This window comes from Caballeronia sp. LjRoot31 (assembly GCF_964253885.1).
In the GTDB taxonomy this organism is placed as follows: Bacteria; Pseudomonadota; Gammaproteobacteria; order Burkholderiales; family Burkholderiaceae; genus Caballeronia.
The window spans coordinates 141,811-165,831 of sequence record NZ_CAXURX020000002.1 but is presented as its reverse complement, the minus strand read 5'-3'; the positions used below and the strand labels follow the sequence as shown (position 1 = coordinate 165,831).

Sequence of the window (24,021 nt, the reverse complement as noted above, 5' to 3'; positions counted from 1 at the left end):
CATGACCGTTCCACGCTCCACGCTCCGGCTGCAGCTACACAAGGATTTCACCTTCGACGACGCCGTCCGCCAGGTCGACTACATGGCTGCGCTCGGAATCAGCCACGCGTATTTATCGCCGATCACGACGGCGACCAGCGGCTCGACGCACGGCTACGACACGGTGGACTACACCCGCGTCAATCCGGAACTCGGCGGTGAAGAAGGCTTGAGGCGTTTCGTCGAGAAGCTGCGCGCGCACGAGATGGGGGTGATCGTGGACGTGGTGCCGAATCACATGGGCGTGGGCGGGTCGGAAAACCTCTGGTGGATGGACATCCTGGAATGGGGACGGCACGCGGCGCATGCGCGCTATTTCGATATCGACTGGCATTCGCCCGATCCCGCGTTGCGCGGCAAGGTGCTCGCCCCGTTCCTGGGCGCGGCGTATGGCGAGGAACTGCAGGGCGGCAAGATCAAGCTCGTTTTCGACGCCGACCAGGGCCGCTTCAAGATCGAGTACTACGCGCACACGTTTCCGGTGAGTCCGCTCGACTACACGTCGGTGTTGCAGGACTACGCGCCCGAGATGGCGCAGCGCTTCACGGGTCTGTCCACGCAACCGGGCGACCAGCCGCGCGCCGACGAAGCGCGGGCGGCTTTAAAAGAGTACGCGGCAACGGCCGAGGGTAAGCGCGCTATAGACACTGCCGTACAAGCCCACTCCGGCGATAACCCCGCTGGCCGCGACCGTTTGCATCGGCTGCTGGAGCGTCAGCATTATCGGCTCGCCTGGTGGCGCACCGCCGCCGACGAAGTGAACTGGCGGCGTTTCTTCGACGTCAGCACGCTCGGCGGCATGCGCGTCGAGCGCCCCGAAGTATTCGAGGCATCGCATGCGCTGATTTTCCGGTTGTTTGCCGAAGGGCTGATCGACGGCGTGCGAATCGATCATGTCGATGGCCTCGCCGAACCGCGTGAATATTGCCAGCGCTTGCGTGGCCGGCTTGAAGAACTCGCGGAACATCGGCCGGAGAACCTGAAGCAGGACCGCACGTATTTCGTCGTCGAAAAAATCCTCGCACGCGGCGAACCCGTGCGTGACGACTGGCGTATCGACGGCACCACCGGCTACGACTTCATGAACGACGTCGGCGCGTTGCTGCACGATCCGCGCGGCGCCGAACCACTGGCAAAAAGCTGGGCCGAATTGTCTGGACGTCCGGCGGACTTTGCCGTTGAAGCCGAAGCCGCGCGGCGCAAGATCCTGTCCGAGAACTTGTCCGCCGAACTCGATCGCGTGGCGCGAGCGTTGCATCGGATCGCCCGCGATACCCCCATCACCCGCGACTTCACGTATTCATCGTTGCGCCGGGTCGTGGCTGAACTCGTGGTGCACTTTCCGGTGTACCGGATCTATCCCGTCGGTGGTCAGCGCAGCGAGGAAGATGAGCGCTTTTTCTCGCAAGCGTATCAAGGCGCCAAAGCCGCGCTGGCGCCCGCCGATTTTGTCATCCTTGACCAGGTCGCGCAGTGGCTCGGCGGTCCGGGCGGTGAGGAAGCGGTCGAAGAGAAACCGCGTGAACGCGAGCGTTTGCTCGATCGTGGGCGCGACCGGGATAGAGATAGGGACCGCGATCGCCAGTCCGCTGGTGCGCCTAACCAGAATCTGCAAGCGAACAGCGCCGGCTCGAACTCCAGCGGTTCACATCGACGCAACGCACAAACTCTGTTCTCCCAACTAACTTCGCCGGTGGCCGCCAAGGCGATTGAAGACACCGCGTGTTATCGATACGGCCGGCTAATCTCGCGCAACGAAGTGGGCGCCGATCCGGGCGAGTTCTCATTGTCGGTCGACGCGTTCCACGCGGGCAATTACGAACGTGCCAAACGCTTCCCGAACGCGATGCTCAACACCGCGACGCACGATCACAAACGCGGCGAAGACGTGCGCGCGCGGATCGCGGGATTGAGCGAGATTCCCGATGAATGGGCCGCGACGTTGCGAAGCTGGTCGACGTTGAACACGCCGCATCGGCGAGCGCTGAACGGCGATGAACACGACTGGGCGCCGGGCGCGGCCGCCGAAGCCATGTTGTATCAGACGCTGGTCGGCTGCTGGCCGCCGACGCTCTCTCCCGACGATCAGGACGGCGTAAAGGAACTCGCCGAACGCGTGAGTGCATGGCAGTTGAAGGCGCTGCGTGAAGCCAAGTTACGCACGAGCTGGTTCGCACCCGATGAGGCGTACGAGAATGCGTGCCGCGATTTTCTCTTCGATATCCTCGCGCCCCAGCGCCGCGATGGTTTCCTCGGCGAGTTGCCGGCGTTCGTCGAACGTGTCGCGCGGACCGGCGCGATCAATAGTTTCCAGCAGACGTTGTTGCGGCTGACATCGCCGGGCGTGCCGGATCTTTATCAGGGGACCGAACTATGGGATTTCAGTCTCGTCGATCCCGATAACCGACGACCCGTCGACTTCGAGCAACGGCGGGCGTGGTTGAGCGAAGGCGAGGCTGAGGGGGCGCCATCGGAGCAATTGAAGAACTGGCGCGATGGCCGGGTGAAGCTGGGTATTGTGCGGCGCGCGCTGGCGTTGCGGACGCATGCGCATTCGCTATTCGAGAAGGGCGCTTATGTTCCGCTGAAGGTGGAAGGCGCGCACGCGGACAGCGTGATTGCGTTTGCGCGGCATGCGGGCAGCGCGTACGCGGTGGTGATCGCGACAAGGCTGGCCGACTCGCTGCTGGCTGAGAATAATACCGGCCTGCCGCTGGTGGATGCTGCACATTGGGGCGATACAGCAATCCTGTTGCCAGAAGCGCTGGCTTCACGTGCGTTGTTCGACTGGCTGAGCCCGAACGCGCCGAAGTCGGATGGCCAGCGTTTATTCATGCGTGACGCGCTGGCGTCGATGCCTGTGGCGTTGCTGATGGAGGAAGGGGTGCCGCGGGTTTGAATTTAACGCAGCCCCGAGCGGAGTAGAAGGTCACTCCGCTTCCTGCGCCACCTCTTCATGCGGATACACGCGTACAAGCACGATGCGAGGCCCGTTCATCTTCTTCACCACGATATCGAATCGATCGAAGCCGACCCGTTGCCCTTCGCTCGGCAGGTCGCCCAGCGCGTTGATCACGAGTCCGCCGACAGATTCCGCCTGACCCTCGTCGATATCAATCCCCAACGCCCGTTCCAGCGACACCACCGGCAAGCTGCCCTTGCCCATCAGCGTGCCATCGTCCATGCGCGACCAGTCCGCGTCGCCTTGACGGAACTCATCGTGAATCTGGCCGACGAGCGCACCCAGCAGGTTATCCAGCGTCAGAAAGCCTATTGGTTTTTGCCCCTTGCGCCCGACCAGCGCAAAGTGCGGCGCGCCCTTGCGAAACCGGCGGAACAGTTCAAGCGCCGATAGATTCCCCGCCACGTATTGCACCGGCCGCACATGCCTGGCCAGTTCGTCCTGCAACGTGTCCTGCCGCGTCAGGCCTTGCAGCAGGCCGCGCCCGGCGCCATTACGTGCGAGCAGCAGGTCCTTCAGGTGAATCATGCCGAGCACGTGTTCGCCGGAGGCATCGGCGAAAAGGGGATAGCGGCTGAAACGGTGGCGCGCGATCACCTGCATGTTGTCGCGCATGGGCACGTCGTTGCGCAGGCCGACCATCTCGTGGTTCGGCCGCATCAGGTCCGAGACCGTCATGCGGCTGAAATCGAGCGAATGGGCGATGGTGTTCCATTCATCCGCGTTATAGGCAGACCCGGCAGTCCCGATTGTGTCTGGCAGCGTAGCCGTCGATGCCCCGCTCAGGCGCCGGCCACGCAGGATCAACTTGAGTTCGTCGGTGGAATAGTGAGCGTCGTCGCCATGTCCCGTTCCGAGCCCGAACAACCGCAACACGAAATTGGCGCTCGAATTCAGCACCCAGATGAACGGGTACATTGCCCAATAGAAACCGTAGAGCGGCATGGCGACCCACAGGCCGACCTGTTCCGCGCGCCGGATTGCCCACGATTTCGGCGCGAGCTCACCCACCACGATATGCAGGAACGAAATGCAGGAGAACGCGAAGAACAGCGAGACCGCATCAATCAGCTTGACCGATTCGATACCCGCAAGCGCGAACAACGGGTGCAGCAATTCGGCGAATGCCGGTTCGCCCAGCCAGCCAAGCCCGAGCGACGCCAGCGTAATGCCGAGCTGACACGCCGACAAATACGCGTCGAGCTTGCCATGGACCTTGGCCAGCAAACGGCCGGGCAAACCGTTCGACCGTGCGATTGCCTGAACGCGCGTGGCGCGCAGTTTGACGAGTCCGAACTCGGCCGCGACGAAAAACCCGTTCAACGCGACGAGTAACAAGGCACCAATTAGCGCGACAACCTGATTCAAAGCAACCTGCTCCACAAAATGAAACCGCCAGTATAGAGGTGCAAGCTGACCGAAAGTTAAATCAGGTGGCGCTCAACGGCACGCAAAACCTGAGCGCAACGGCGGCGCCATCGGCGAGATCGTCGTGTTCGAACGTGCCGCCGTGCGCTTCAGCCACACGTTTGCACAGGGCAAGTACCCACGCGATCCGCGCGGCTTCCCGTGGCAACGTTGCCTGATTGCGGGCAAACGCCTCAAGCACGTGGGGAACGTCAGGATCCAAAAGCGCTTTCTGCGATGCGGTGAATGTGGCGACCGCGCTGAACGCACCGCCTTCCACCAGGCCGTTCAACACCACCTTCGATCCCGCCGCACTTGCCTCGGCGGCGAACGCAAGCATCAGCCAGAGCGCCTGGGCGAGACGTTCGCCGTCGGCGCTGATCTGCTCTTCGACCAACGCGGACTCGACGTGCAGCGTGACGTGCCGCGCGCTCGCCAGACTCGCGCGAGCTTGGGACGCGCTCTCGTCCATCAGGTGCCGCAGCGCGAGCGGCTCGCGGTCGAGCGCCAGCGTTTTGGTCTCGGCGCGGGTGGTATCGATGAATTGCTCGATCAGCTTCACCTGCTGCTCCACGCCGGAGCGAATCCCGGTAAGCGCGCGTTGGGCGGGGGCATCGGCGGTATCGACTTTGCGCTCCAGCACGTAGCCCCAGCTGTGGATAGCGTTCAAGGGACCGCGCAGATCATGCGACACAAGCCCGAGCACATGATCGCGCATGAACAGCGCGGCTTCGGCACGCAGATGCGCGGTGCGCTCATCGGCTTGCGCGGGCTTGGTTTCCGTTGGTATTCCAGGGCTGCACGGCGAAACGATCAGCGACACCGTATCGGCCCGGCCGATGCTGCCGGGCAGCGCGAGGATGGCGAACGAACGCAATCTTGACGGCATGCTCTCGCCCTCATCGATGCGTACCTTCGCACGCCGCACGCTGCCGGCGGCAAGAGCGGCGTCGGCAGCTTCGGCGAGCACGGCGATCAGGGGTTTGGGTAAGGCGGTATCGGCGAGAGCACGCCCTTCGATTGAGCTCGCGTCGAGATCGAACAGATGTGCAAAGACGGTATCGGCTGACAGACAGCGCTGCGCGGTATCCAGCACGAGCACGCCGTCCGTGCCCGCGACCGGCGCTTCAGGACGGGGAACGCGCCCCGTGTCGACCGTGCCGGAGAAAGACGTTGTCACGATAGGAAATCCTTGAGCGTTGATGAATGCGAGTATCTTGCCCGGTGTTATCGAGATGACCAGCCATTATAGGAGAGTGCTTCCGGGCTTTCCGTTTGGGGCTGGCCGCCCCTCCTCTCCCATTTGCGAGATATTGGCCAGGTCGTGCAGCAAACCTCGTGCATGCTTCGCCGGATGTAACGATGCCACCCGAAAGCCCTACAATACCGGTTTTAGATCCCGCCGGCGGTGCCGGCCTTTACAAGGAGTGTTACATGGCGATCGTGACGACCGACTCAGGGCTCAAGTATGAAGATTTGACGGAAGGCGAAGGCGCTGAAGCTGTTGCCGGCAAGTCGGTGAGCGTGCATTACACGGGCTGGCTCACGGACGGCCAGAAGTTCGATTCCAGCCACGACCGTAATGATCCGTTCGCATTTGTACTCGGCGGCGGCATGGTCATCAAGGGATGGGATGAAGGTGTGCAGGGGATGAAGGTAGGTGGTAAGCGCAAGTTGACCATTCCGCCGCAACTCGGTTATGGCGTGCGCGGCGCCGGTGGGGTGATTCCGCCGAATGCGACGCTGGTATTTGAAGTGGAATTGCTCAAGGTTTAAAGATTCAGGGGGGATTCCGTTCGCACTCGATTGGGCGGGCGGGGTTCTGGGGGCGGGGTTGACGTGTGTGCCGGGGTGCTAGGTTCTAGGGTTAGTGGTCGGGGTCAGTGCCGGGTTGGTGCTTTCGGCCGTGGTGGTCTGCGAGAGTCGGATTTTCTCTTTATCACTGTTAGCCACTGTGCGTGGCGGCACGTCATTTCTCCGGTGGTTTAGGCGGGGGGGGGGTCGGTGCTGGGATTAGTGGTCAGGGTCAATGCCGGGTTGGTGCTTTCGGCCGTGGTGGTCTGCGAGAGTCGGATTTTCTCTTTATCACTATTAGCCACTGTGCGTGGCGGCACGTCATTTCTTTGTCCAAAGCGACAAAGAAACGAAGCAAAGAAAGCGCTTTAACCGCTCTACCCTAAGTGTCCACAGCGTGCAGTTTTCATTCATGGGTGCCCCAAAAGCACGGTGCTCGCCAGAGCCACGGATGTGTGAAACCCTCCTTCTCACGAATCCTGACACGAACACGCTTCGCCCCGTACGCTCTCGGGCAAGCACGAGGCGCCCAGGAACCTGCACGGCCTCACGCGTATTCGCTGCCGCGTTTCTTGGAGCGTTGGCCAAGCGTGCGCTGTTTTTTTGGTGGACTACACGGCCAAACGCATACTTACGGCTTCATGTTTAGTGGGCTATTGCGCGGCATGCACGATTCTTTTCGCCAGCTACGGCCCGATGCATCCGCGCGGCCCGTTTCTCGATGGGTTAGCGACGTGGTCCGTCGCGTACATATTTGGAGGGAGGTCGTCCGCGGATAGCGCGGGGTGCTCCTTGGGCAGGTTCAATCACTGGTGGCGAAGCGTGTGGGTATCCGTGTTCGGAGAAGGAGGGGTTCACACATCCTCCGCTCTGGCGAGCACCGTGCTTTTGGGGCACCTATGAATCAAAACTGCACGCTGTGGACACTTAGGGTAGAGCGGTTAAAGCGCTTTCTTTGCTTCGTTTCTTTGTCGCTTTGGACAAAGAAATGACGTGCCGCCACGCACAGTGGCTAACAGTGATAAAGAGAAAATCCGACTCAGGCAGACCACTAACATGGAAAGCAGCAACCCGGCATTGACCCCGACCACTAACCCAGAACCGCCCACCCCAGCATAGACCCCCGACCACTAACCCCACCCCCCCGTCCAATCGAGTGCGAACGAAAATTACTGGCTATTTAAACCGCGCGCCAAATCCCCTCGAATATCCCCGGCATTTTCCAACCCTACCGCCAGCCGGATCAACCCTTCGCGAATCCCCGCTGCTTCCCGCACCTCCGGCGTCAACCGCCCGTGCGTGGTCGTCGACGGATGGGTAATGGTCGTGCGCGTATCCCCGAGATTGCCGGTAATCGAACAGATCCTGGTGGCATCAATCACCCGCCAAGCATTCGCGCGCTGTTCTTCACGCGTCTCGCCCTTCAACTCGAACGACACAATCGCCCCGCCCGCCTTCTGCTGCTTCTTTGCAATGGCATATTGCGGATGCGACTCGAGCCCCGGATAAAACACGCGCTCGATCGCCGGATGGGTCTCCAGCCAACGCGCGATTTCCAGCGCATTCGCCGACTGCTTCTCCACTCGCAACGACAACGTCTCCATCCCCTTCAACAATACCCACGCATTAAACGCGGACAAGGTCGGCCCCGCACTGCGCACGAACGGAAACACCTTCTCCATGATGAACTGCTTCGACCCAACCAACGCGCCGCCCAGCACGCGCCCCTGACCATCAAGGAACTTGGTCGCCGAATGCATGACGACATCAGCGCCAAGCTTCAGCGGCTGCTGCAGCGCCGGACTGCAGAAACAGTTATCGACGACAAACAATGCACCCACTTCCTTCGAAATCTTCCCGATCGCCTCAATATCCGCAATCTCGGTCAGCGGATTCGACGGCGTCTCCAGGAAAAACATCTTCGTCTCAGGACGCACGGCAGCTCGCCATTCATCGAGATTGGTAGCATCGACGAACGTGGTCGTAATCCCGAACTTCGTGAAGATTTGCGAGAACATCCCGATCGTCGATCCGAACAAACTCTTCGAACTGACCAGATGGTCCCCTTGCTGCATCGAGCACATCACCACCGACATGATCGCAGCCATGCCCGACGCCGTCGCCATGCACGCCTCGCCACCTTCAAGCGCCGCCAGCCGGTTCTGGAACATCGCAACCGTCGGGTTCGTGAAGCGCGAATACGTGTACGCCTCTTCGGAATTCTTGAAGCTCTCCGCCGCATGCGCGGCGCTCTCGAACACAAAGCTCGATGTCAGGAAAATCGCTTCCGAATGCTCATTGAACTCACTGCGCAGCGTTCCAGCGCGAACGGCGAGCGTATCGAAGTTGAGGTTTTCGTCCATGTTCGTGTTTTCCATTCCCATCTATTCCATCTATTCATTAGCCCGGCCAAAAAACCGGGACGCAAAAAAGCCCGCTTCTGCGTCAGCATGAGCGGGCTCGGTGCGGAAAAGCCTGTAGCGTCGCCGGTGCGTGGTCCAGATTCGCCACCGGTTCGCTTTAGCTGTTTCGGGTTCCGACTCAAGCTAAACGTCTAGCCCGTTCATCAAAACCCGCGTCCGCAAGCTGATCTCAAATCGACGCAAACCCAATCCTATCACGACTGTCACGCGCTTATCGCGCGCCGGAGTCAAACTCGTCACTCCACCGACAACTGCAAGTGCAACTGCGAACGCGATACGTCGCCTTCCATCGCGTCACTCGCGGCATCGCGATCCGACTGCGCTTGCGGCGCAAGACGCGCCTTCTCCAGCCGATCCAGATACGCCGAGTCAATGTCACCAGTGATGTAGTTGCCATCGAAGCACGATGCATCGAATTCACGCAGCGCCGGATTGATGTCGCGAATGGCTTGCTTCAGATCGGCTACGTCCTGATACACCAGATGATCCGCACCGATCATGCGCGCCACTTCCTCGTCCGTGCGGCCATGCGCGACCAGTTCGCCGCGCGTGGGCATGTCGATGCCATACACGTTCGGGAACTTTACCGGCGGCGCAGCAGACGCGAAAATCACCTTGGCGGCGCCTGCATCGCGCGCCATTTGCACGATTTCATGCGATGTCGTACCGCGCACGATGGAGTCATCGACGATCAGCACGTTCTTGCCCTTGAACTCGATCGCCATCGCGTTCAACTTCTGGCGCACCGACTTCTTGCGCACAGCCTGGCCCGGCATGATGAAGGTGCGGCCAACATAGCGATTCTTGAAGAAACCTTCGCGATATTCCACGCCCAGTTTCGCGGCCACTTGCATGGCGGCGGGACGCGATGAATCGGGAATCGGCATGACCACGTCAATAGGCACGTCCGGCAGCACGCGCTTGATCTTCTCGGCGAGATAATCGCCCATGCGCAGGCGCGCGTTGTAGACCGGCACGCCGTCGAGACACGAATCGGGACGCGCGAGATACACGAGTTCGAAGATGCAGGGGTTCAGGCTCGGGTTCTCGGCACATTGCTGGCTGTGCAGGTTGCCGTCGTTATCGATGAAAATGGCTTCGCCCGGCTCCACGTCACGCACGAACTCGAAGCCGATACCTTCAACCGCCACCGATTCCGATGCCACCATCCATTCCACGCCCGTCGCGGTTTCCTGCTTGCCGAGCACCAGCGGACGGATACCGAACGGATCACGGAAAGCCACGAGGCCGTAACCCGCGATCAGCGAAACGATGGCGTACGAACCCTTCACCCGCCGATGCACACCGCTCACCGCCTTGAACAGCGCGGCCGGATCGAGTTCCAGGCCGGAGCTGGACAGCTGCAATTCATGAGCGAAGACGTTGAGGAGGACTTCGGTGTCCGACGCGGTATTGATATGCCGGCGATCGATCCGGAACATCTCTTCCTTCAACTGCGGCCAGTTGGTCAGGTTGCCGTTGTGCGCGAGGATGATGCCGAATGGCGCGTTCACGTAGAACGGCTGGGCTTCTTCCTCGCTCGCCGCATTTCCGGCCGTCGGATACCGCACCTGGCCAATGCCGACATTACCCGGCAGGCTGCGCATGTTGCGCGTGCGGAACACGTCGCGCACCATGCCATTGGCCTTATGCATGTGGAAGTTATTGCCGTCAGCCGTCGCAATGCCAGCCGCGTCCTGCCCGCGATGCTGCAGCAGCAGCAAGCTGTCATAAATCAACTGATTAACGGGAGTCTGGGAAACTACGCCTACGATGCCGCACATGGCATGGTCCTTCAAAGAGTCGAAACGGGTCCAAAAGGCGTATCGGTGCAACGAATGCAGACAGCCCCTGACGGGGGGACAAAGACTGCAGGGTATTGCGCCGAGCCGTCGCGGGATTCTCGGGTAGCGGGCCAGGACGTCATTGCGCAGGCGTGGCGGGCGGATCTTGCGAGCCGTCCGGCGTGGTGCGCAGGTACGCGGCGAGCGTATCGGGAAGCAGCGGTTTCAGTTCTCGCACGCCCTGTTCGGCCGCGGGCCGGAACAACGCGTTACGCCAGAAATCGTGTTGCGGCAGCTCGGTCAAGCCCGCGAGGGCGACCAGGATCACTACCAGAATGGCCCCTCTCACGAGGCCGAACAAAAGTCCAAGCGACCGGTCGATACCGCGCAGCCCGACCACTTCGGTCACGCGCGTCAGCAACGCGCCAGCCACGCTCGACACCACCAGCACACCCGCGACAATCAGCAAAAATGCAATCAGCCACTGCGTCAGCGCCCCGCCCGGCCAGTGCGCCGGAATGTACGGCACGACCGCCCCGACAAACCGCCCCGCGATCAACAGCGCCGCGATCCAGCCGATCAGGCCGAACACTTCGGCCAGCAGGCCGCGCCACATGCCGCGCAGCGCGGAGAGGCCGATCACGGCCATCACCGCGTAGTCGAAACTCGTAAACATCTACAGCTAGTTCGCCGACGCGTTATTGCTGCCACCGCTGCCGCTGCCCAGTCCGGCTTGCCGCACCTTGACCAGCGCCGCCGATGCAGCCGCCCGGTCGGCGAACGGTCCGGCACGCAACAGCGTGCGAGTGGTGCCGTCAGCCTGTTTCCGATGTTCGATATATGCGGGCACTCCCGCCGCCTTCAACTTGGTCACCCAGCCCTGGGCTGCGGTGTCATCGTCGAAAGTACCGATCTGGACCACAAAACGGCTTCCCGCCGGGGAGGCCGGCGTGTTCGGTTTCGGGGTTGCTGCTGTGGCCGCAGGCGCTTCCACGGGCGGCTTGGCGGCTGTTACTGCCGGCGGCGCCACTGGCTTCGCTTCGGGCTGCGGCGCGGCGGCCTTGGCCTGAGCTTGCGTTTCTACTGCCTTAGAGGCTTGCTTCGAATCAGGTTTTGAGCCGGGCTTTGAAGCCACCGCCGCTGCATTGTCCGGAGCCGCTGCAGGACCGTCCGGCGCTACGCCGGCTTGCGTATCCGCTGACGAATCAACCGCGCCGGCATCCGTCGCGTCGTTATGACTCGTCTTGGGCAAAGGCGCAGCCGGGCGTGCAGGGATATCGATGGAGATGTCGTCGGTGACGGGCTTCGGATGTGAATCCAGCACCATTGGCAGGATGATCACCGCCGCTGCGACCAGCGCGAGCGCGCCGACCAGACGCCGCCGCGCACGCTGCTTTTCGGGCAGGGTGGGGTCGAGCATCATTGCGTCGGCTTCAGGACGGTCGCTGCGGCGCGTCCGTCGTTCGGTACGCACGGTCTGACGCGAGCCGCGCGGGGAGTCGGAGTATGCGTCGCGACCTGAGGGCGCGTCGTCTTTCTTGCCGAACGAGAAAAAGGACATGGTTGGCTTGTGCGAGAGGCTGGCCGGCCGTCCGTTCAATGACGCTGCGATTTACGGTAAGCCATTACACCGGCCACCGTATGGAAACTGCCGAAAACCAAAATTCTATCATTTTCGGACGCTCGCTTTAACGCATCTTGAAAAGCGTCGGCCGGACTGTTGAATTGTGTAACGCTGCTGTCGCCACTGTCGTTGACGCCGGCATCGCGTAAAACGCCTTCCAGCATGGCCGATGAGGCGCCGCGCGGGGTCGGCAGGGCCGTCACGTTCCAGTGATCGATTTCGCCCTTCAGATGCTCGACGACCCCGGCGATGTCCTTGTCGCCCATCGCGCCGAAGATTGCGTACGTGTAGGGGAAAAAGCCCATGTTGCCGAGATTCTGAGCTAAAACGGCGGCGGCGTGGGGATTGTGAGCGACATCGAGGATCACTTGCGGCTTGCCCGGCACGACCTGGAAACGTCCCGGCAACTCGACGTTCGCGAGTCCCAGCCGGATATCCTGCGCGGACACGGGAATGCGCTCGCGCAAGGATTCGAGCGCGGCCAGCGCCGCCGATGTATTGATCAGTTGATTCGCGCCGCGCAAAGCCGGGTAAGCGAGCGCTGAGCGCCGCTGCGTCCGGCCGATATAACTCCACTGCTGGCGCTCGTTGCCGCCTTGCGCTTCGTAGCGGAAATCGCGGCCGACCAGCCACAGATCCGCCCCGATCGCCGCGGCATGGTCGATCAACGACTGCGGCGGCGAGGGATCGCCGCAAATGGCGGGCGTATTCGGGCGGAAAATCCCGGCTTTCTCGAAGCCGATTTTCTCGCGTGTGTCGCCGAGATATTCCGTATGGTCGATATCGATGCTGGTGACGATCGCGCAGTCGGTATCGATGATATTGACGGCGTCCAGGCGCCCGCCCAACCCTACTTCGAGAATCACAGCGTCCAGTTCACGCGATGCGAAGAGCCGCATGATCGCCAGCGTGGTGAATTCGAAATAGGTCAGCGAAACCGGTTCGGCCAAGCTCATGCGCGCCTGTTCAACCGCTTCGAAATGCTCGAGCAGCTCGTCGTTTGTGGCGTCGACGCCATTGATCCGGGCGCGCTCATTGAAGTCGAGCAGGTGCGGCGATGTATGGCAGCCCACGCGATATCCCGCGCGCACCAGGATGGTTTCGATAATCGCGCAGGTCGAACCCTTGCCGTTCGTTCCGCCGACCGTGATCACGGGGCATTTGAACGTTAGTCCTAGTGCGTTGCGTACTTGGCTGATGCGTGCCAGACCCATGTCGATGCCGACAGGATGCGCCGATTCCAGGTGAGTCAGCCACGCGTCGAGGGTGGGGAAGGTGAACGATGAAGTCGCCATGGATGATTGTGATTAGGGGTTGGTGCTCGGTCGTGCTGGGTTGGTGCTCGGTGGTGCTGGGTTGGTGCTCGGTGGTGCTGGGTTGGTGCTCGGTGGTGTTTTTGGCGTTGGTGGGCGGGGTCGATGCTGGGGGGCCTGGTTCCGGGGTTAGTGGCCGGGGTTTATGCCGGGGTGGTCGGTTCTGGGTTAGTGGTCGGGGTCAATGCCGGGTTGCTGCTTTCAGCGTTAGTGGTCTGCTTGAGTCGGATTTTCTCTTTATCACTATTAGCCACTGTGCGTGGCGGCACGTCATTTCTTTGTCCAAAGCGACAAAGAAACGAAGCAAAGAAAACGCTTTTAAAACACGCTACCCTAAGTGTCCACAGCGTGCAGTTTGTATTCATAGGTGCCCCAAAAGCACGGTGCTCGCCAGAGCGGAGGATGTGTGAAACCCTCCTTCTCCGAACACCGATACCCACACGCTTCGCCACCAGTGATTGAACCTGCCCAAGGGACACCCCGCGCTATCCGCGGATAACCGAGCTCCGAATTTGTACGCGCCTCGAACCATGTCGCCAACCCTGCTGGAAACGAGGTCGCGAAGATGCGGGCGGCCATAACCGACGAAAATAACGGTGTAGACCGCGTAGCCAATTCACCAAAGACCGAGGCAGTAAATACGCGTGACGTCGAGCTGTTACGGATCAAGCTGTGACCCACGAGATAAGCGAGCCGACCAAGCAGCCAACCCACCAAGAAACGAAGCATGCAGAACGCGTGAGGCCGTACCGGTTCCTGGGCAATTCGTGCTTGCCCGAGAGCGTACGGGGCGAAGCGTGTTCGTGTCAGGATTCGCGAGAAGGAGGGGTTCAAACATCCTTCGCTCTGGCGAGCACCGTGCTTTTGGGGCACCTATGAATCAAAACTGCACGCTGTGGACACTTAGGGTAGAGCGGTTAAAGCGCTTTCTTTGCTTCGTTTCTTTGTCGCTTTGGACAAAGAAACGACGTGCCGCCACGCACAGTGGCTAATAGTGATAAAGAGAAAATCCGACTCTCGCAGACCACCACGGCCGAAAGCACCAACCCAGCATCAACCCCGACCACTAACCCCAAAACCTAGCACCCCAACATCACCCCAACGACCAACCCCAAAAGCACCCCAAAAGCACCCCAAAAACCCAAACCCCGAGTGCGAACGAAAACCCTCAGGCTACAGCGTCAGCAGGCTGCAGCGTCAGCAGTGCAATCAGGCGCGCGATTTCTTCGCGCATCTTCCGGCGATCCACAATCATGTCGATCGCGCCCTTCTGGATCAGGAATTCCGAACGCTGGAACCCTTCCGGCAGCTTCTCGCGCACCGTTTGCTCAATCACGCGCGGGCCCGCAAAGCCGATCAGCGCCTTCGGTTCAGCAATCACCACATCGCCCAGAAACGCAAAACTGGCGGACACGCCGCCCATGGTCGGATCGGTGAGAACGGAGATGAACGGCAGCTTGGCTTCGGCCAGTTTCGTGAGCATGGCCGTGGTTTTCGCCATCTGCATCAGCGACAGCAAGCTTTCCTGCATCCGCGCGCCGCCCGACGCCGTAAAACAGATGAACGGCGTGCGCTGCTCCAGCGCGTTGCGCGCGCCGCGGGCAAAACGTTCGCCGACCACCGAGCCCATCGAGCCGCCCATGAACGAGAACTCGAAGCACGCAGTCACGACCGGAATAGTGTGGATGGCGCCGCCCATGACGACCATGGCGTCGGTTTCGTCCGTATCTTCCATCGCCTCTTTCAGGCGGTCCGGGTACTTCCGGCTGTCCTTGAACTTCAGCGCATCGACCGGCAGGATTTCCTGGCCGATTTCGTAACGGCCTTCCGGATCGAGCAAACCATCGAGCCGTTCGCGCGCGCCAATCCGCATGTGATGGCTGCACTTCGGGCAGACATGCAGATTCGCCTCGACGTCATTGCGGTACAGCACCGCTTCGCACGACGGACACTTGATCCACAGCCCCTCCGGAATGCCCTTGCGGCTTTTCGGATCGGTTTGCTTGATCTTCGGCGGTAACAGTTTGTCGAGCCAGCTCATCGTATGTCCTTCCTGTTTCACGTGTTTTGCGGCCCGTTTGGAACGGGTTTGAACCCTCCGGGCCGCAATAACGGGTTATTTTGCAGAATCGAGCGCAGAGCGAATTTCGGCGATAAAACTCGTCAGCATCTCCGCCGCCTTCTCCGGCGGCGCTTCTTCGAGCAATTGCACGAGACGGCTGCCAATCACCACGGCATCCGATACATCGGCCACCAGCCTCGCCGACGCAGCGTCGCGGATGCCGAAACCCACCCCCACCGGCAACGCGACATGCGCCTTGATGGCCGGGATTTTACTCGCGATGCTGGCCACGTCCAGATTTGCCGAACCAGTCACGCCTTTCAGCGACACGTAATAGACATAGCCGCTCGCCACTTTGCCGACTGCGGCAATGCGGTCATCGGTTGATGTGGGCGCGAGCAGGAAGATCGGATCGATACCCGCAGCGCGCATCGATGCACTGAATTCCACCGACTCTTCCGGCGGGTAATCGACGACCAGAACGCCATCCACGCCCGCTTCCTTCGCCGCTTTGGCGAAGGCTTCGGTACCCATCCGTTCGATCGGATTCGCGTAGCCCATCAGGACCACCGGCGTCGCGGTGTTGGTCTCGCGGAAGCGCTTCACGTCGGCGAGCACGTGTTTCAGCGAGACGCCCTTGGCCAACGCGCGCTCGGACGAGCGCTGGATCACGGGGCCATCGGCCATCGGATCGGAAAAAGGCACGCCCAGTTCGATGACGTCCGCGCCGCCCTTGGCGAGCGCGTGCATGAATTCAACAGTTTGCTCGGGGTTCGGATCGCCGGCAGTGATGAACGGGATCAGACCTTTCTTGCCCTGCTCGGCCAACGCCGCAAATGTGCTTTTGATACGGGACATGAGTTAATCTCTTTGCGCGAAATTTGCGCCTTGTAGTGTTTTTTAGCAGTGACTTAACAGCAGCTTAGGCGGCGCTCGCTTGGTCGACGGCAGTGTCCGTGGTCTCGGATTTCGGTTCAACCCGGACTCCGACGGAACCCGTCTCCGCGACGCGCTTTTCAGCAATCGCGTGATAGTCGGCGTTGATCTCGTAGCCGACGAACTCGCGCCCGTGTCGCGCACAGGCAACCGCGGTCGTGCCGCTGCCCATGAACGGATCGAGCACGCGCCCGCCACGCGGACAACTCGCCAGCACCATGCGCTCAATGATCTCAAGCGGCTTTTGCGTCGGATGGTCGACGCGCTCGGCGTGTTGCCTATGCAACCGCGACACCGACCAGACGTCCTTCGGGTTGTAACCCAGCTCCAGCCACTTGCTGCCTTCGAACAATTTGCGCGAACGCGCCTTCTTCGTCACTGCGTCGTAGGGGATGCGGATGGGATCGAGATCGAAGAAGTAATCCTTCGATACCGCGAAATAGCCGATGTTGTCGTGCACTGACGTATATCTGCGCACCGTCCCACCCATGCTCGGCACGCGCCGGTCCCACACGATCTCGTTGACCATCGTGAGGCGGCGCTTGAGGAACACGAAGATCTCCGGCGCATATTGCCACGTGCAAAAAATATAAAGCGAACCGCTTGGCTTGAGCTTCGGAATGGCCAGTTCAAGCCAGCCGTAGGTCCAGTCGAGGAAGGCATCGCCGGAACGCATGTCCGAGTCGTTGCCGTAATCCTTGCCCAGGCCGTACGGCGGATCGGCCACGATCAGGTCGATCGAGCCGTCCGGGAGGTTCGCTGCATCGGTCAGGAAATCGCGATGATGCAGGTGGATACCGCGGTCAGTGGTGCCGCCGTGGACGTCGCTACCGGCAGCACCGGCGGCGCCGTGCGCACTTGCATGATCGATTTCATCGCGCATCGGTTGCGGGCTCAGAACGTGATGCCGGTGCGCTCGGCGACCGTATGCATGTCCTTGTCGCCACGGCCCGACAGATTGACCAGCAGAAGCTTGTCTTTGGGCAATGTGGGCGCGAGCTTCGCGGCGTAAGCGAGCGCGTGGCTCGATTCCAGCGCCGGAATAATCCCTTCGATCCGGCAGCAATCGTGGAAACCCTTCAGCGCTTCTTCGTCGGTAATACCCACGTACTCGGCACGGCCTGCGTCCTTCAACCACGCGTGTTCCGGTCCGACGCCGGGATAATCCAGGCCGGCTGAAACCGAATGCGTCTCGATGATCTGGCCGTTTTCATCCTGAAGAAGATACGTGCGGTTGCCGTGCAGAACGCCTGGACTTCCGCCGATCAGCGACGCCGCGTGACGCCCGGTGCTGATGCCATCGCCGGCCGCTTCCACGCCGATCAGCTTCACGTCTTTATCGTCGATATACGGATAAAAGATGCCCATCGCATTCGATCCGCCGCCAACGCACGCGATCACCGCATCCGGCTGACGGCCGGTCATTTCGGGCATCTGGACCTTGCATTCATCGCCGATCACCCGCTGGAAGTCGCGCACCATCATGGGGTAGGGATGCGGCCCCGCCACCGTACCGATGATGTAGAACGTGTTCTCCACGTTCGTGACCCAGTCGCGCATGGCTTCATTGAGCGCGTCTTTCAGCGTCTTGGAGCCGGATTCGACCGGCACAACGGTCGCGCCGAGCAACTTCATGCGGTACACGTTCGCCGCCTGGCGCCGCACGTCTTCCGAGCCCATGTAGACCACGCATTCCATGCCGAAACGCGCGGCGATGGTCGCCGTGGCGACGCCATGCTGTCCCGCACCGGTTTCCGCGATCACGCGCGGCTTGCCCATCTTGCGCGCGAGCAGCGCCTGGCCAATCACGTTATTAACTTTGTGCGCGCCGGTGTGATTCAGGTCTTCGCGCTTGAGGAAGATTTGCGCGCCGCCGAGCATGTTGCTCCAGCGTTTGGCGTGATAAATCGGCGACGGACGGCCAACGTAGTGCTTCAGCTCGTATTCGTATTCCGCGATAAACGCCGGATCCTTGCTGCATTCCGCGTAGGCATCGCGAAGTTCATCAAGTGCGTGAATCAGCGTTTCGGATACGAATGTGCCGCCATATGGGCCGAAATGGCCCCGATCGTCTGGTAAGTTGTACATGTGTCACTCTCTCGGTACGTGGCAGCGTTGCGCTTACCCACGTCGTTTCCCATCTTGATCATCCAGCGTCTGCTTCGCGCACCGCGCGTACAAACGCCGCCATTCGGGCGTGATCTTTCACGCCCTTCGCCCCCGCTAGTTCGATGCCGCTGGAGACATCGACTGCGTAAGGGCGCACGCGCCGGATGGCGTCAAGGACGTTTTGCGCGTTCAACCCACCACTCAAAACGGCCCGATGCCCGAGATCTGTTGGGATAAGTGACCAATCGAATACCTTTCCACCGCCACCGTAGCCGTCGACGAAGGTGTCGAGGAGCAAACCGCTGGCTGCTGAATAATTAAGAGATGATTCTACCAAATCGCGCGCAGTGGCATCAGGCCCTACCCGCACAGCGCGCCACCACGGCAAGCCGGCTACTTCAGCGAGCGCTGCGCATTGGGCCGGGGTTTCATCGCCGTGGAATTGCAGCAGTGACAACCTCACATTCGATGTCACCTCGCGAATCCATTCCGGCGTGGCGTTGACGAACAAACCAACCGCCGAAACGAGCGGCGGCACGTGCTCCGCCAGCTCAACCGCCTGCCCCACGCTGACCGAACGGGGGCTGGGCGGATAGAACACAAAACCCACGGCATCGGCGCCGAGTGCGACGGCGGTATCGACATCTTCCGTCTTCGACAAACCGCACAGCTTGATTCTCGTCCGACGCAAATCGCTGCTCATTCCGTTACTCATGCTTTTGTCTCGTTCTTGTTGTCCTGCCAGACCGCGCTCCACGGATAGCTTCCCAGGCGTGGCGCAGGCACCGCGAAGTTCTCAGGATAGCCGACCTCGGCCAAATACAGGCCATCGGGCATGAACGTCGGCGCGGCGCGTTTGCGGTCGCGCGCTTCCAGCAATTCCGCCATCCATGACGCGGGATGCTTGCCGCGCCCGATCGCGACGAAACATCCCATCAGGTTGCGCACCATATGGTGCAAGAACGCGTTCGCCCGAAAGCGAAAGTGGATGAAATCGCCCTGTTCCACGATATCAATCTGATGCAGGTATTTCACCGGCGTCTTCGCCTGGCATTCGGACGAGCGGAACGCGGTGAAATCGTGCTTGCCGATCAGGCTGGCGGCGGCTTCGCGCATCGCGGCGGCATCGAGCGGCGCGTAGCACCAGCCGGCGCGGCCGGTGATCATCGGCGAGCGGACGGGGTGGACATAGAGCGCGTAGTAATAGGTGCGCTCATAGGCGCCGAAACGGGCGTGGAAGTCATCGGGCATCGGACGCGCCCACTGCACCGCGACGCTCTGCGGCAAGAACGCGTTCGTGCCGCGCACCCAGGCGAAGTCGGTGCGCTCGAGTTCGGTATCGAAATGCACGACCTGGCCGAGCGCGTGAACGCCGGTATCCGTGCGCCCCGCGACGACCGTCTGCACGCGCGTCTGTGTGAACTTTCCCAACGCGTGTTCGAGAACGTCCTGAACGGTCTCGACGTCCGATTGGGTCTGCCAGCCGCTAAACGCCGAACCGTCGTACTGGATGCCTAATGCAATGCGTTTCACAGGCATCTCAGGACAGCGGCGCCAGCGTCGATAACAGCGTGACGGCCGGTTGGCGCGTAGCCGGATCGTTCGATTCGATCACTTCCTGCAGCAACGTGCGCGCGCCGGATAAATCGCCGAGTTCAATGTATTCGACGGCCAGTTCGAGCTTGTTGCGGGCTATCGTCGAGATTTGTTCGGGCGTGAAGGCCGGTAGCGGCTCGCTCTGGCTCGCGGGCGTGTTGTAATCGAAATCGAGGCTCAACGGACCAAAACGCGATGCGCCAAGGCCCGCCACCGATGCCGCGCCAGCCGTGCCGGATTCGATTTGCTCGCTCGCGGATGGCGGGGTCGTGGCTGATTCAGGGTGGCTATGTTGCGCGTTCTGACGATCGAAGACGGCCGGGTCGGCGATAGGCTGGGGTGTGGCAGGCGCGGGAGCCAAGGGGGCTTCGTTTTGCGCCGTGGGTTCGGCGAAGGCAGCGGGCACCGGTGGATGGACGTCCGAGAGCGCGGGCGCCTCCTGACGCGGTGGCAGACCGAAATCGAGCGCGCTCAGGGCTTCGATAGCCTCCTGCGGGAATTTGGGTTGCGGGAAACGGGAAGCCGGCGACGGTTCGTCGTCGTAGGCGGACGCGTCTTCCGCATCGTTTAGCTCGTTCGTTGCAGATTGGGGTGCGATCGCCGACTGGGCCGATGCCACGTGTTCTCCGCTTTCGTGCGCGGCGGATGCGCGCGTCGCTGCTTCTTGAGCGGCGGTTTCGCGGGCTTGTGTTTCACGGGCTTGCGCTTCGAGAGCGGCAGCTTCGCGGGCTGCGGCTTCGCGAGCTGCAGCTTCTCGCGCTGCCAACTCACGCGCTGTCGCCTCTTGCGCCTCAAGCTCACGCGCCGCAGCTTCCTGCGCCACGGCCTCTCGCGTCGCCTGTTCTAACGCAGCCGCCTCGCGAAGCTCATGTTCCCGAGCCTCCATTTCTGCGCGCAATGCTTCGGCGCGATCCGCCGCTGCCCGTTCCGCCGCCAATGCCGCCTCGATCGCACCCGGGCGCGGCGGCGTGAAATCGCGATGCAGCGCTGAGGGCGCGTCGGGCATGAATGGCGCGCGTTTGGTGTCCGTGTCGCGGGCCGGACTTGCGGCATCCTGCGCACGGCTCTCGCCCGGCGTTACTTGCGCGCCGTCGGCATCGTCGTCTATTGCATTGCTCTCGGCCGGAGGAAACGGCTTGTCCTCGGTTGGGGTATCGAAGGACTGCGCAGCATCGTAGTTTTCCATGCTCGCAGCCACCACGTTCAGCTCACCTTGAGCGCGCTGAACCGATGCACCGTCGAGATCGGCAGCGCCCGTGGAAGCTTGCGCGTGGCTCGTCGATCCATCGTGAGGGGGCACAGCGGTTATCTCAGGCGCCGTCGATACCACCGGCGGCGCTTGCGGCGCGCGCTCAGCGGCAGTCAACGCAGCGGCGGCGCTTGCAGCACGGCGTCGTTTGCCACCACGCATAACGAGCAGCAACAAGCCGATCACCACGACAGCCCCGACAAGCCAACCAATCGACCCGTTCGCCGATATAGCCGTAGAACCTGTCGCTGATGGCGCGCTCACCGGTGCGACAGTCGCCGCAGGTGCGCTCGATGCGCTCAACACCGGAGCCGCTTCCGATGCAGGCGCCGCTTCACTCGCGTTCGTACTCGCACTCGCCGCAGGTTGAGCTTCCGATGTCGGCAACGCCGCGTTCGCCTCACTCGATGCGCCGGGCGCAACCGCAGTGACCGCGCCGCTCGCCGCCATCGCGGCTCCGCTCACTGCACCGGCAGCATTCGATGTCCCCTCGACCGGAGCCGCAGCCCCTACGGACCCGCTAGCCTCGACTACCGGCGACGATGCTGCCACAGGCGCAGAAGCCTCAGAAGCCTCAGACGGGGCAGCAGTCACTCCCGCACCCTCAACCGCCGGCACGTTCAATACCGATCCGAGTTTCAACCGGCTTGGGTCGTGGCCCATGAACGCGTTGGGATTCGCATCGAAGAGCGCGCGTGACATCTTCTCGCGCGTGGCGCGGTCGTTCGAGCCGGTGATCTGGGAGGCGATATCGCTGAGCGATTGCCCCGGTTTCACGCTGTACTGCGTGACAGGTGCCACAGGTGCCGACACCGACACCGGCGCAGAAGCCTCCGAAACGGCAGACGCGCTGCTGGCCTGGGCGGTGGCATCGGAGGAAACGAACGTTCCGAGCAGCACACTCGCGACGCTTGCCGCGATCAGCGCCGCGCGCCGCGAGCGGCTGAGGAAGCGAAGCGGTGAATGAAGCGGCCGACTCGGACGAACGATCATTGATACTCCAGGCGAGTGGACAGCGAACAAGAAACCAACAAAACGGGGCAATATCCAAAAACTGGCCGCAGACCGATTGCGCAATACCGGCAACCGAGCCGCGCGAGCCAGCAACCATTCAGCCGCACAACGAAAAAGCGCCGCGCAAGCGCGACGCTTTGGTGAACTGCTGCGCGTCGTGGCGCGTAGTTTACTTTACTTGTCCAGCAGGATGCGCAGCATCCTGCGCAGCGGTTCCGCCGCGCCCCACAGCAACTGGTCACCGACCGTGAACGCCGACAGATACTCGCCGCCCATGGCGAGCTTACGCAAGCGGCCGACCGGCACCGTCAGCGAGCCCGTGACCACCGCCGGCGACAAATCGCGCATCGACGCTTCGCGTTCGTTCGGAACAACCTTCACCCAGTCGTTCGCCGACGCCAAAATGCCGTGCAACTCGTCCAGCGGCACGTCCTTCCTGAGCTTGATGGTCAGCGCCTGCGAGTGGCAACGCATTGCGCCAATCCGAACGCATAGGCCGTCCACAGGAACCGAACCCGGCTCGCCCATGGCAGGCAATCCCAGAATCTTGTTGGTTTCCGCGCCGCCCTTCCACTCTTCCTTCGACATCCCGTTGCCGAGATCCTTGTCGATCCACGGAATCAGCGAACCCGCTAGCGGCACGCCGAAGTTATCGATAGGCATACGATCGCTGGACATGGCAGCCTGCACGCGCTTGTCGATATCCAGAATAGCCGACGACGGGTCCGCCAGATCTTCCTTGGCCGCGCCGTACAGCACGCCCATTTGCTGCAAGAGTTCGCGCATGTTCTGCGCGCCCGCGCCGGAAGCCGCCTGATACGTCATGGCGGTCGTCCATTCGACCAGGTTCTGATTAAACAAACCGCCCAGCGCCATCAGCATCAGGCTGACCGTGCAGTTCCCGCCGATGAAATTCCGGCCGCCCTTGACAAGCGAATCCTTGATGACGTTCAGGTTCACCGGGTCAAGAATGATGACTGCGTCGTCCTTCATGCGCAGCGACGAAGCCGCGTCGATCCAGTAACCCTTCCAGCCGGCCGCGCGCAGCTTCGGGAACACCTCGTTGGTGTAATCGCCGCCCTGGCACGTAATGATTACGTCGCACTTTTTCAGATCGTCGATGCTTGTTGCATCCTTGAGTTTCGTCTCGTTTTTCGCGAACGACGGCGCATTGCCGCCCGCATTGCTGGTGCTGAAAAACACCGGTTCGATCAGGTCGAAATCGCCTTCCTGCTGCATGCGTTGCATCAGGACGCTGCCGACCATGCCGCGCCAACCAACGAGACCTACGTTCATGACAAACCTTATGTGTGGACACTTCCCCGCTTGGGCCAGACCCTCCGCCGGCGTGACCGCGCGGGGAAGATGGGCGGACACGACGGGCGATCAGTTGAACGTGATCGTTTTGAGGGAAATGGTTTTCGTAATGCGTTTGGACAGCGCAACCGTACCCAGATGCGTGTCCAGACGCGTAATGGCGAGACGAGTCGTGCGGGCGCCTGAGCTAAAACCGCCGCATGAAATCGAGTCCAGAGAGATTGAAGAGATCTTCGCCATAACAAAAGAGTCTACACGATAACCCGCATATTCGTCCCTCCGCGCGAGCGTTCCACGCCTTTTGACGTGGTTCGTGCGCTAAAAGCGACGAATCGAGATGAAATATCGCGATCGGCGGCATCCGGCAAAAACGTCCGCCGCGAGACGCTTTT

The 24,021-nt window shown here is 61.5% G+C and carries 17 protein-coding genes; 2 read left to right on the top strand and 15 right to left on the bottom strand.

Going from position 1 to position 24,021, the window contains the following annotated elements; all coding sequences use genetic code 11:
- Position 1 precedes the first annotated feature (1 nt).
- Positions 2 to 2,938, top strand: a complete 2,937-nt coding sequence (treY, locus tag ACSQ8V_RS19145) for a malto-oligosyltrehalose synthase (protein WP_436206768.1) — start codon at positions 2 to 4, stop codon at positions 2,936 to 2,938.
- Between the two features lie 30 nt (positions 2,939 to 2,968).
- Here treY and ACSQ8V_RS19140 read toward each other — a convergent pair whose 3' ends face one another.
- Together ACSQ8V_RS19140 and ACSQ8V_RS19135 are read right to left on the bottom strand one after the other, a co-directional pair.
- On the bottom strand, positions 2,969 to 4,369 hold the full coding sequence (locus ACSQ8V_RS19140) for a hemolysin family protein (protein ID WP_436206767.1): 1,401 nt from the start codon (positions 4,367 to 4,369) through the stop codon (positions 2,969 to 2,971).
- Positions 4,370 to 4,430: 61 nt separating this feature from the next.
- Complete coding sequence (locus ACSQ8V_RS19135) at positions 4,431 to 5,588, bottom strand: sensor histidine kinase (protein ID WP_436206766.1); 1,158 nt, start codon at positions 5,586 to 5,588, stop codon at positions 4,431 to 4,433.
- 254 nt (positions 5,589 to 5,842) lie between these two features.
- Between ACSQ8V_RS19135 and ACSQ8V_RS19130 the strand changes: the two genes are divergently transcribed.
- The gene (locus ACSQ8V_RS19130) at positions 5,843 to 6,184 is read left to right on the top strand and encodes an FKBP-type peptidyl-prolyl cis-trans isomerase (RefSeq protein WP_436206765.1); all 342 of its coding nucleotides are present in this window, start codon (positions 5,843 to 5,845) and stop codon (positions 6,182 to 6,184) included.
- 1,187 nt (positions 6,185 to 7,371) lie between these two features.
- Here the strand turns inward: ACSQ8V_RS19130 and ACSQ8V_RS19125 are convergent.
- From ACSQ8V_RS19125 to asd, 13 genes are all read right to left on the bottom strand, one after another.
- Positions 7,372 to 8,565: an O-succinylhomoserine sulfhydrylase gene (locus ACSQ8V_RS19125; RefSeq protein WP_213766707.1), complete on the bottom strand. Its 1,194-nt coding sequence runs from the start codon at positions 8,563 to 8,565 to the stop codon at positions 7,372 to 7,374.
- A 296-nt stretch (positions 8,566 to 8,861) separates the two neighbouring features.
- Entirely contained in the window at positions 8,862 to 10,409 is a 1,548-nt protein-coding gene (purF, locus tag ACSQ8V_RS19120) for an amidophosphoribosyltransferase (protein WP_436206764.1), read from the bottom strand.
- Positions 10,410 to 10,548: 139 nt separating this feature from the next.
- Positions 10,549 to 11,085 carry a CvpA family protein gene (locus ACSQ8V_RS19115; protein WP_213766635.1) on the bottom strand — a complete coding sequence of 179 codons (537 nt, stop codon included), beginning with the start codon at positions 11,083 to 11,085 and terminating at the stop codon, positions 10,549 to 10,551.
- A gap of 6 nt (positions 11,086 to 11,091) precedes the next feature.
- Positions 11,092 to 11,970 carry an SPOR domain-containing protein gene (locus ACSQ8V_RS19110; protein ID WP_436206763.1) on the bottom strand — a complete coding sequence of 293 codons (879 nt, stop codon included), beginning with the start codon at positions 11,968 to 11,970 and terminating at the stop codon, positions 11,092 to 11,094.
- Positions 11,971 to 12,005: 35 nt separating this feature from the next.
- Entirely contained in the window at positions 12,006 to 13,328 is a 1,323-nt protein-coding gene (folC, locus tag ACSQ8V_RS19105; protein ID WP_436206762.1) for a bifunctional tetrahydrofolate synthase/dihydrofolate synthase, read from the bottom strand.
- Positions 13,329 to 14,514: 1,186 nt separating this feature from the next.
- Complete coding sequence (gene accD, locus ACSQ8V_RS19100) at positions 14,515 to 15,387, bottom strand: acetyl-CoA carboxylase, carboxyltransferase subunit beta (protein WP_062086303.1); 873 nt, start codon at positions 15,385 to 15,387, stop codon at positions 14,515 to 14,517.
- A 75-nt stretch (positions 15,388 to 15,462) separates the two neighbouring features.
- The gene (gene trpA / locus ACSQ8V_RS19095; protein ID WP_436206761.1) at positions 15,463 to 16,266 is read right to left on the bottom strand and encodes a tryptophan synthase subunit alpha; all 804 of its coding nucleotides are present in this window, start codon (positions 16,264 to 16,266) and stop codon (positions 15,463 to 15,465) included.
- A gap of 64 nt (positions 16,267 to 16,330) precedes the next feature.
- On the bottom strand, positions 16,331 to 17,227 hold the full coding sequence (locus ACSQ8V_RS19090; protein WP_436206760.1) for a DNA-methyltransferase: 897 nt from the start codon (positions 17,225 to 17,227) through the stop codon (positions 16,331 to 16,333).
- Between the two features lie 11 nt (positions 17,228 to 17,238).
- Positions 17,239 to 18,432 carry a tryptophan synthase subunit beta gene (trpB, locus tag ACSQ8V_RS19085; RefSeq protein ID WP_436206759.1) on the bottom strand — a complete coding sequence of 398 codons (1,194 nt, stop codon included), beginning with the start codon at positions 18,430 to 18,432 and terminating at the stop codon, positions 17,239 to 17,241.
- A 58-nt stretch (positions 18,433 to 18,490) separates the two neighbouring features.
- Positions 18,491 to 19,168 (bottom strand): phosphoribosylanthranilate isomerase, encoded by a 678-nt coding sequence (locus tag ACSQ8V_RS19080; protein ID WP_436183312.1) that lies wholly within the window; start codon positions 19,166 to 19,168, stop codon positions 18,491 to 18,493.
- Positions 19,165 to 19,986: a tRNA pseudouridine(38-40) synthase TruA gene (gene truA / locus ACSQ8V_RS19075; RefSeq protein ID WP_436206758.1), complete on the bottom strand. Its 822-nt coding sequence runs from the start codon at positions 19,984 to 19,986 to the stop codon at positions 19,165 to 19,167. Before truA ends, ACSQ8V_RS19080 begins: the two co-directional genes overlap by 4 nt.
- A 7-nt stretch (positions 19,987 to 19,993) precedes the next feature.
- On the bottom strand, positions 19,994 to 22,291 hold the full coding sequence (locus ACSQ8V_RS19070; RefSeq protein WP_436206757.1) for a FimV/HubP family polar landmark protein: 2,298 nt from the start codon (positions 22,289 to 22,291) through the stop codon (positions 19,994 to 19,996).
- A gap of 195 nt (positions 22,292 to 22,486) precedes the next feature.
- Positions 22,487 to 23,608 carry an aspartate-semialdehyde dehydrogenase gene (gene asd, locus ACSQ8V_RS19065; protein WP_436206756.1) on the bottom strand — a complete coding sequence of 374 codons (1,122 nt, stop codon included), beginning with the start codon at positions 23,606 to 23,608 and terminating at the stop codon, positions 22,487 to 22,489.
- Positions 23,609 to 24,021: the final 413 nt, after the last annotated feature.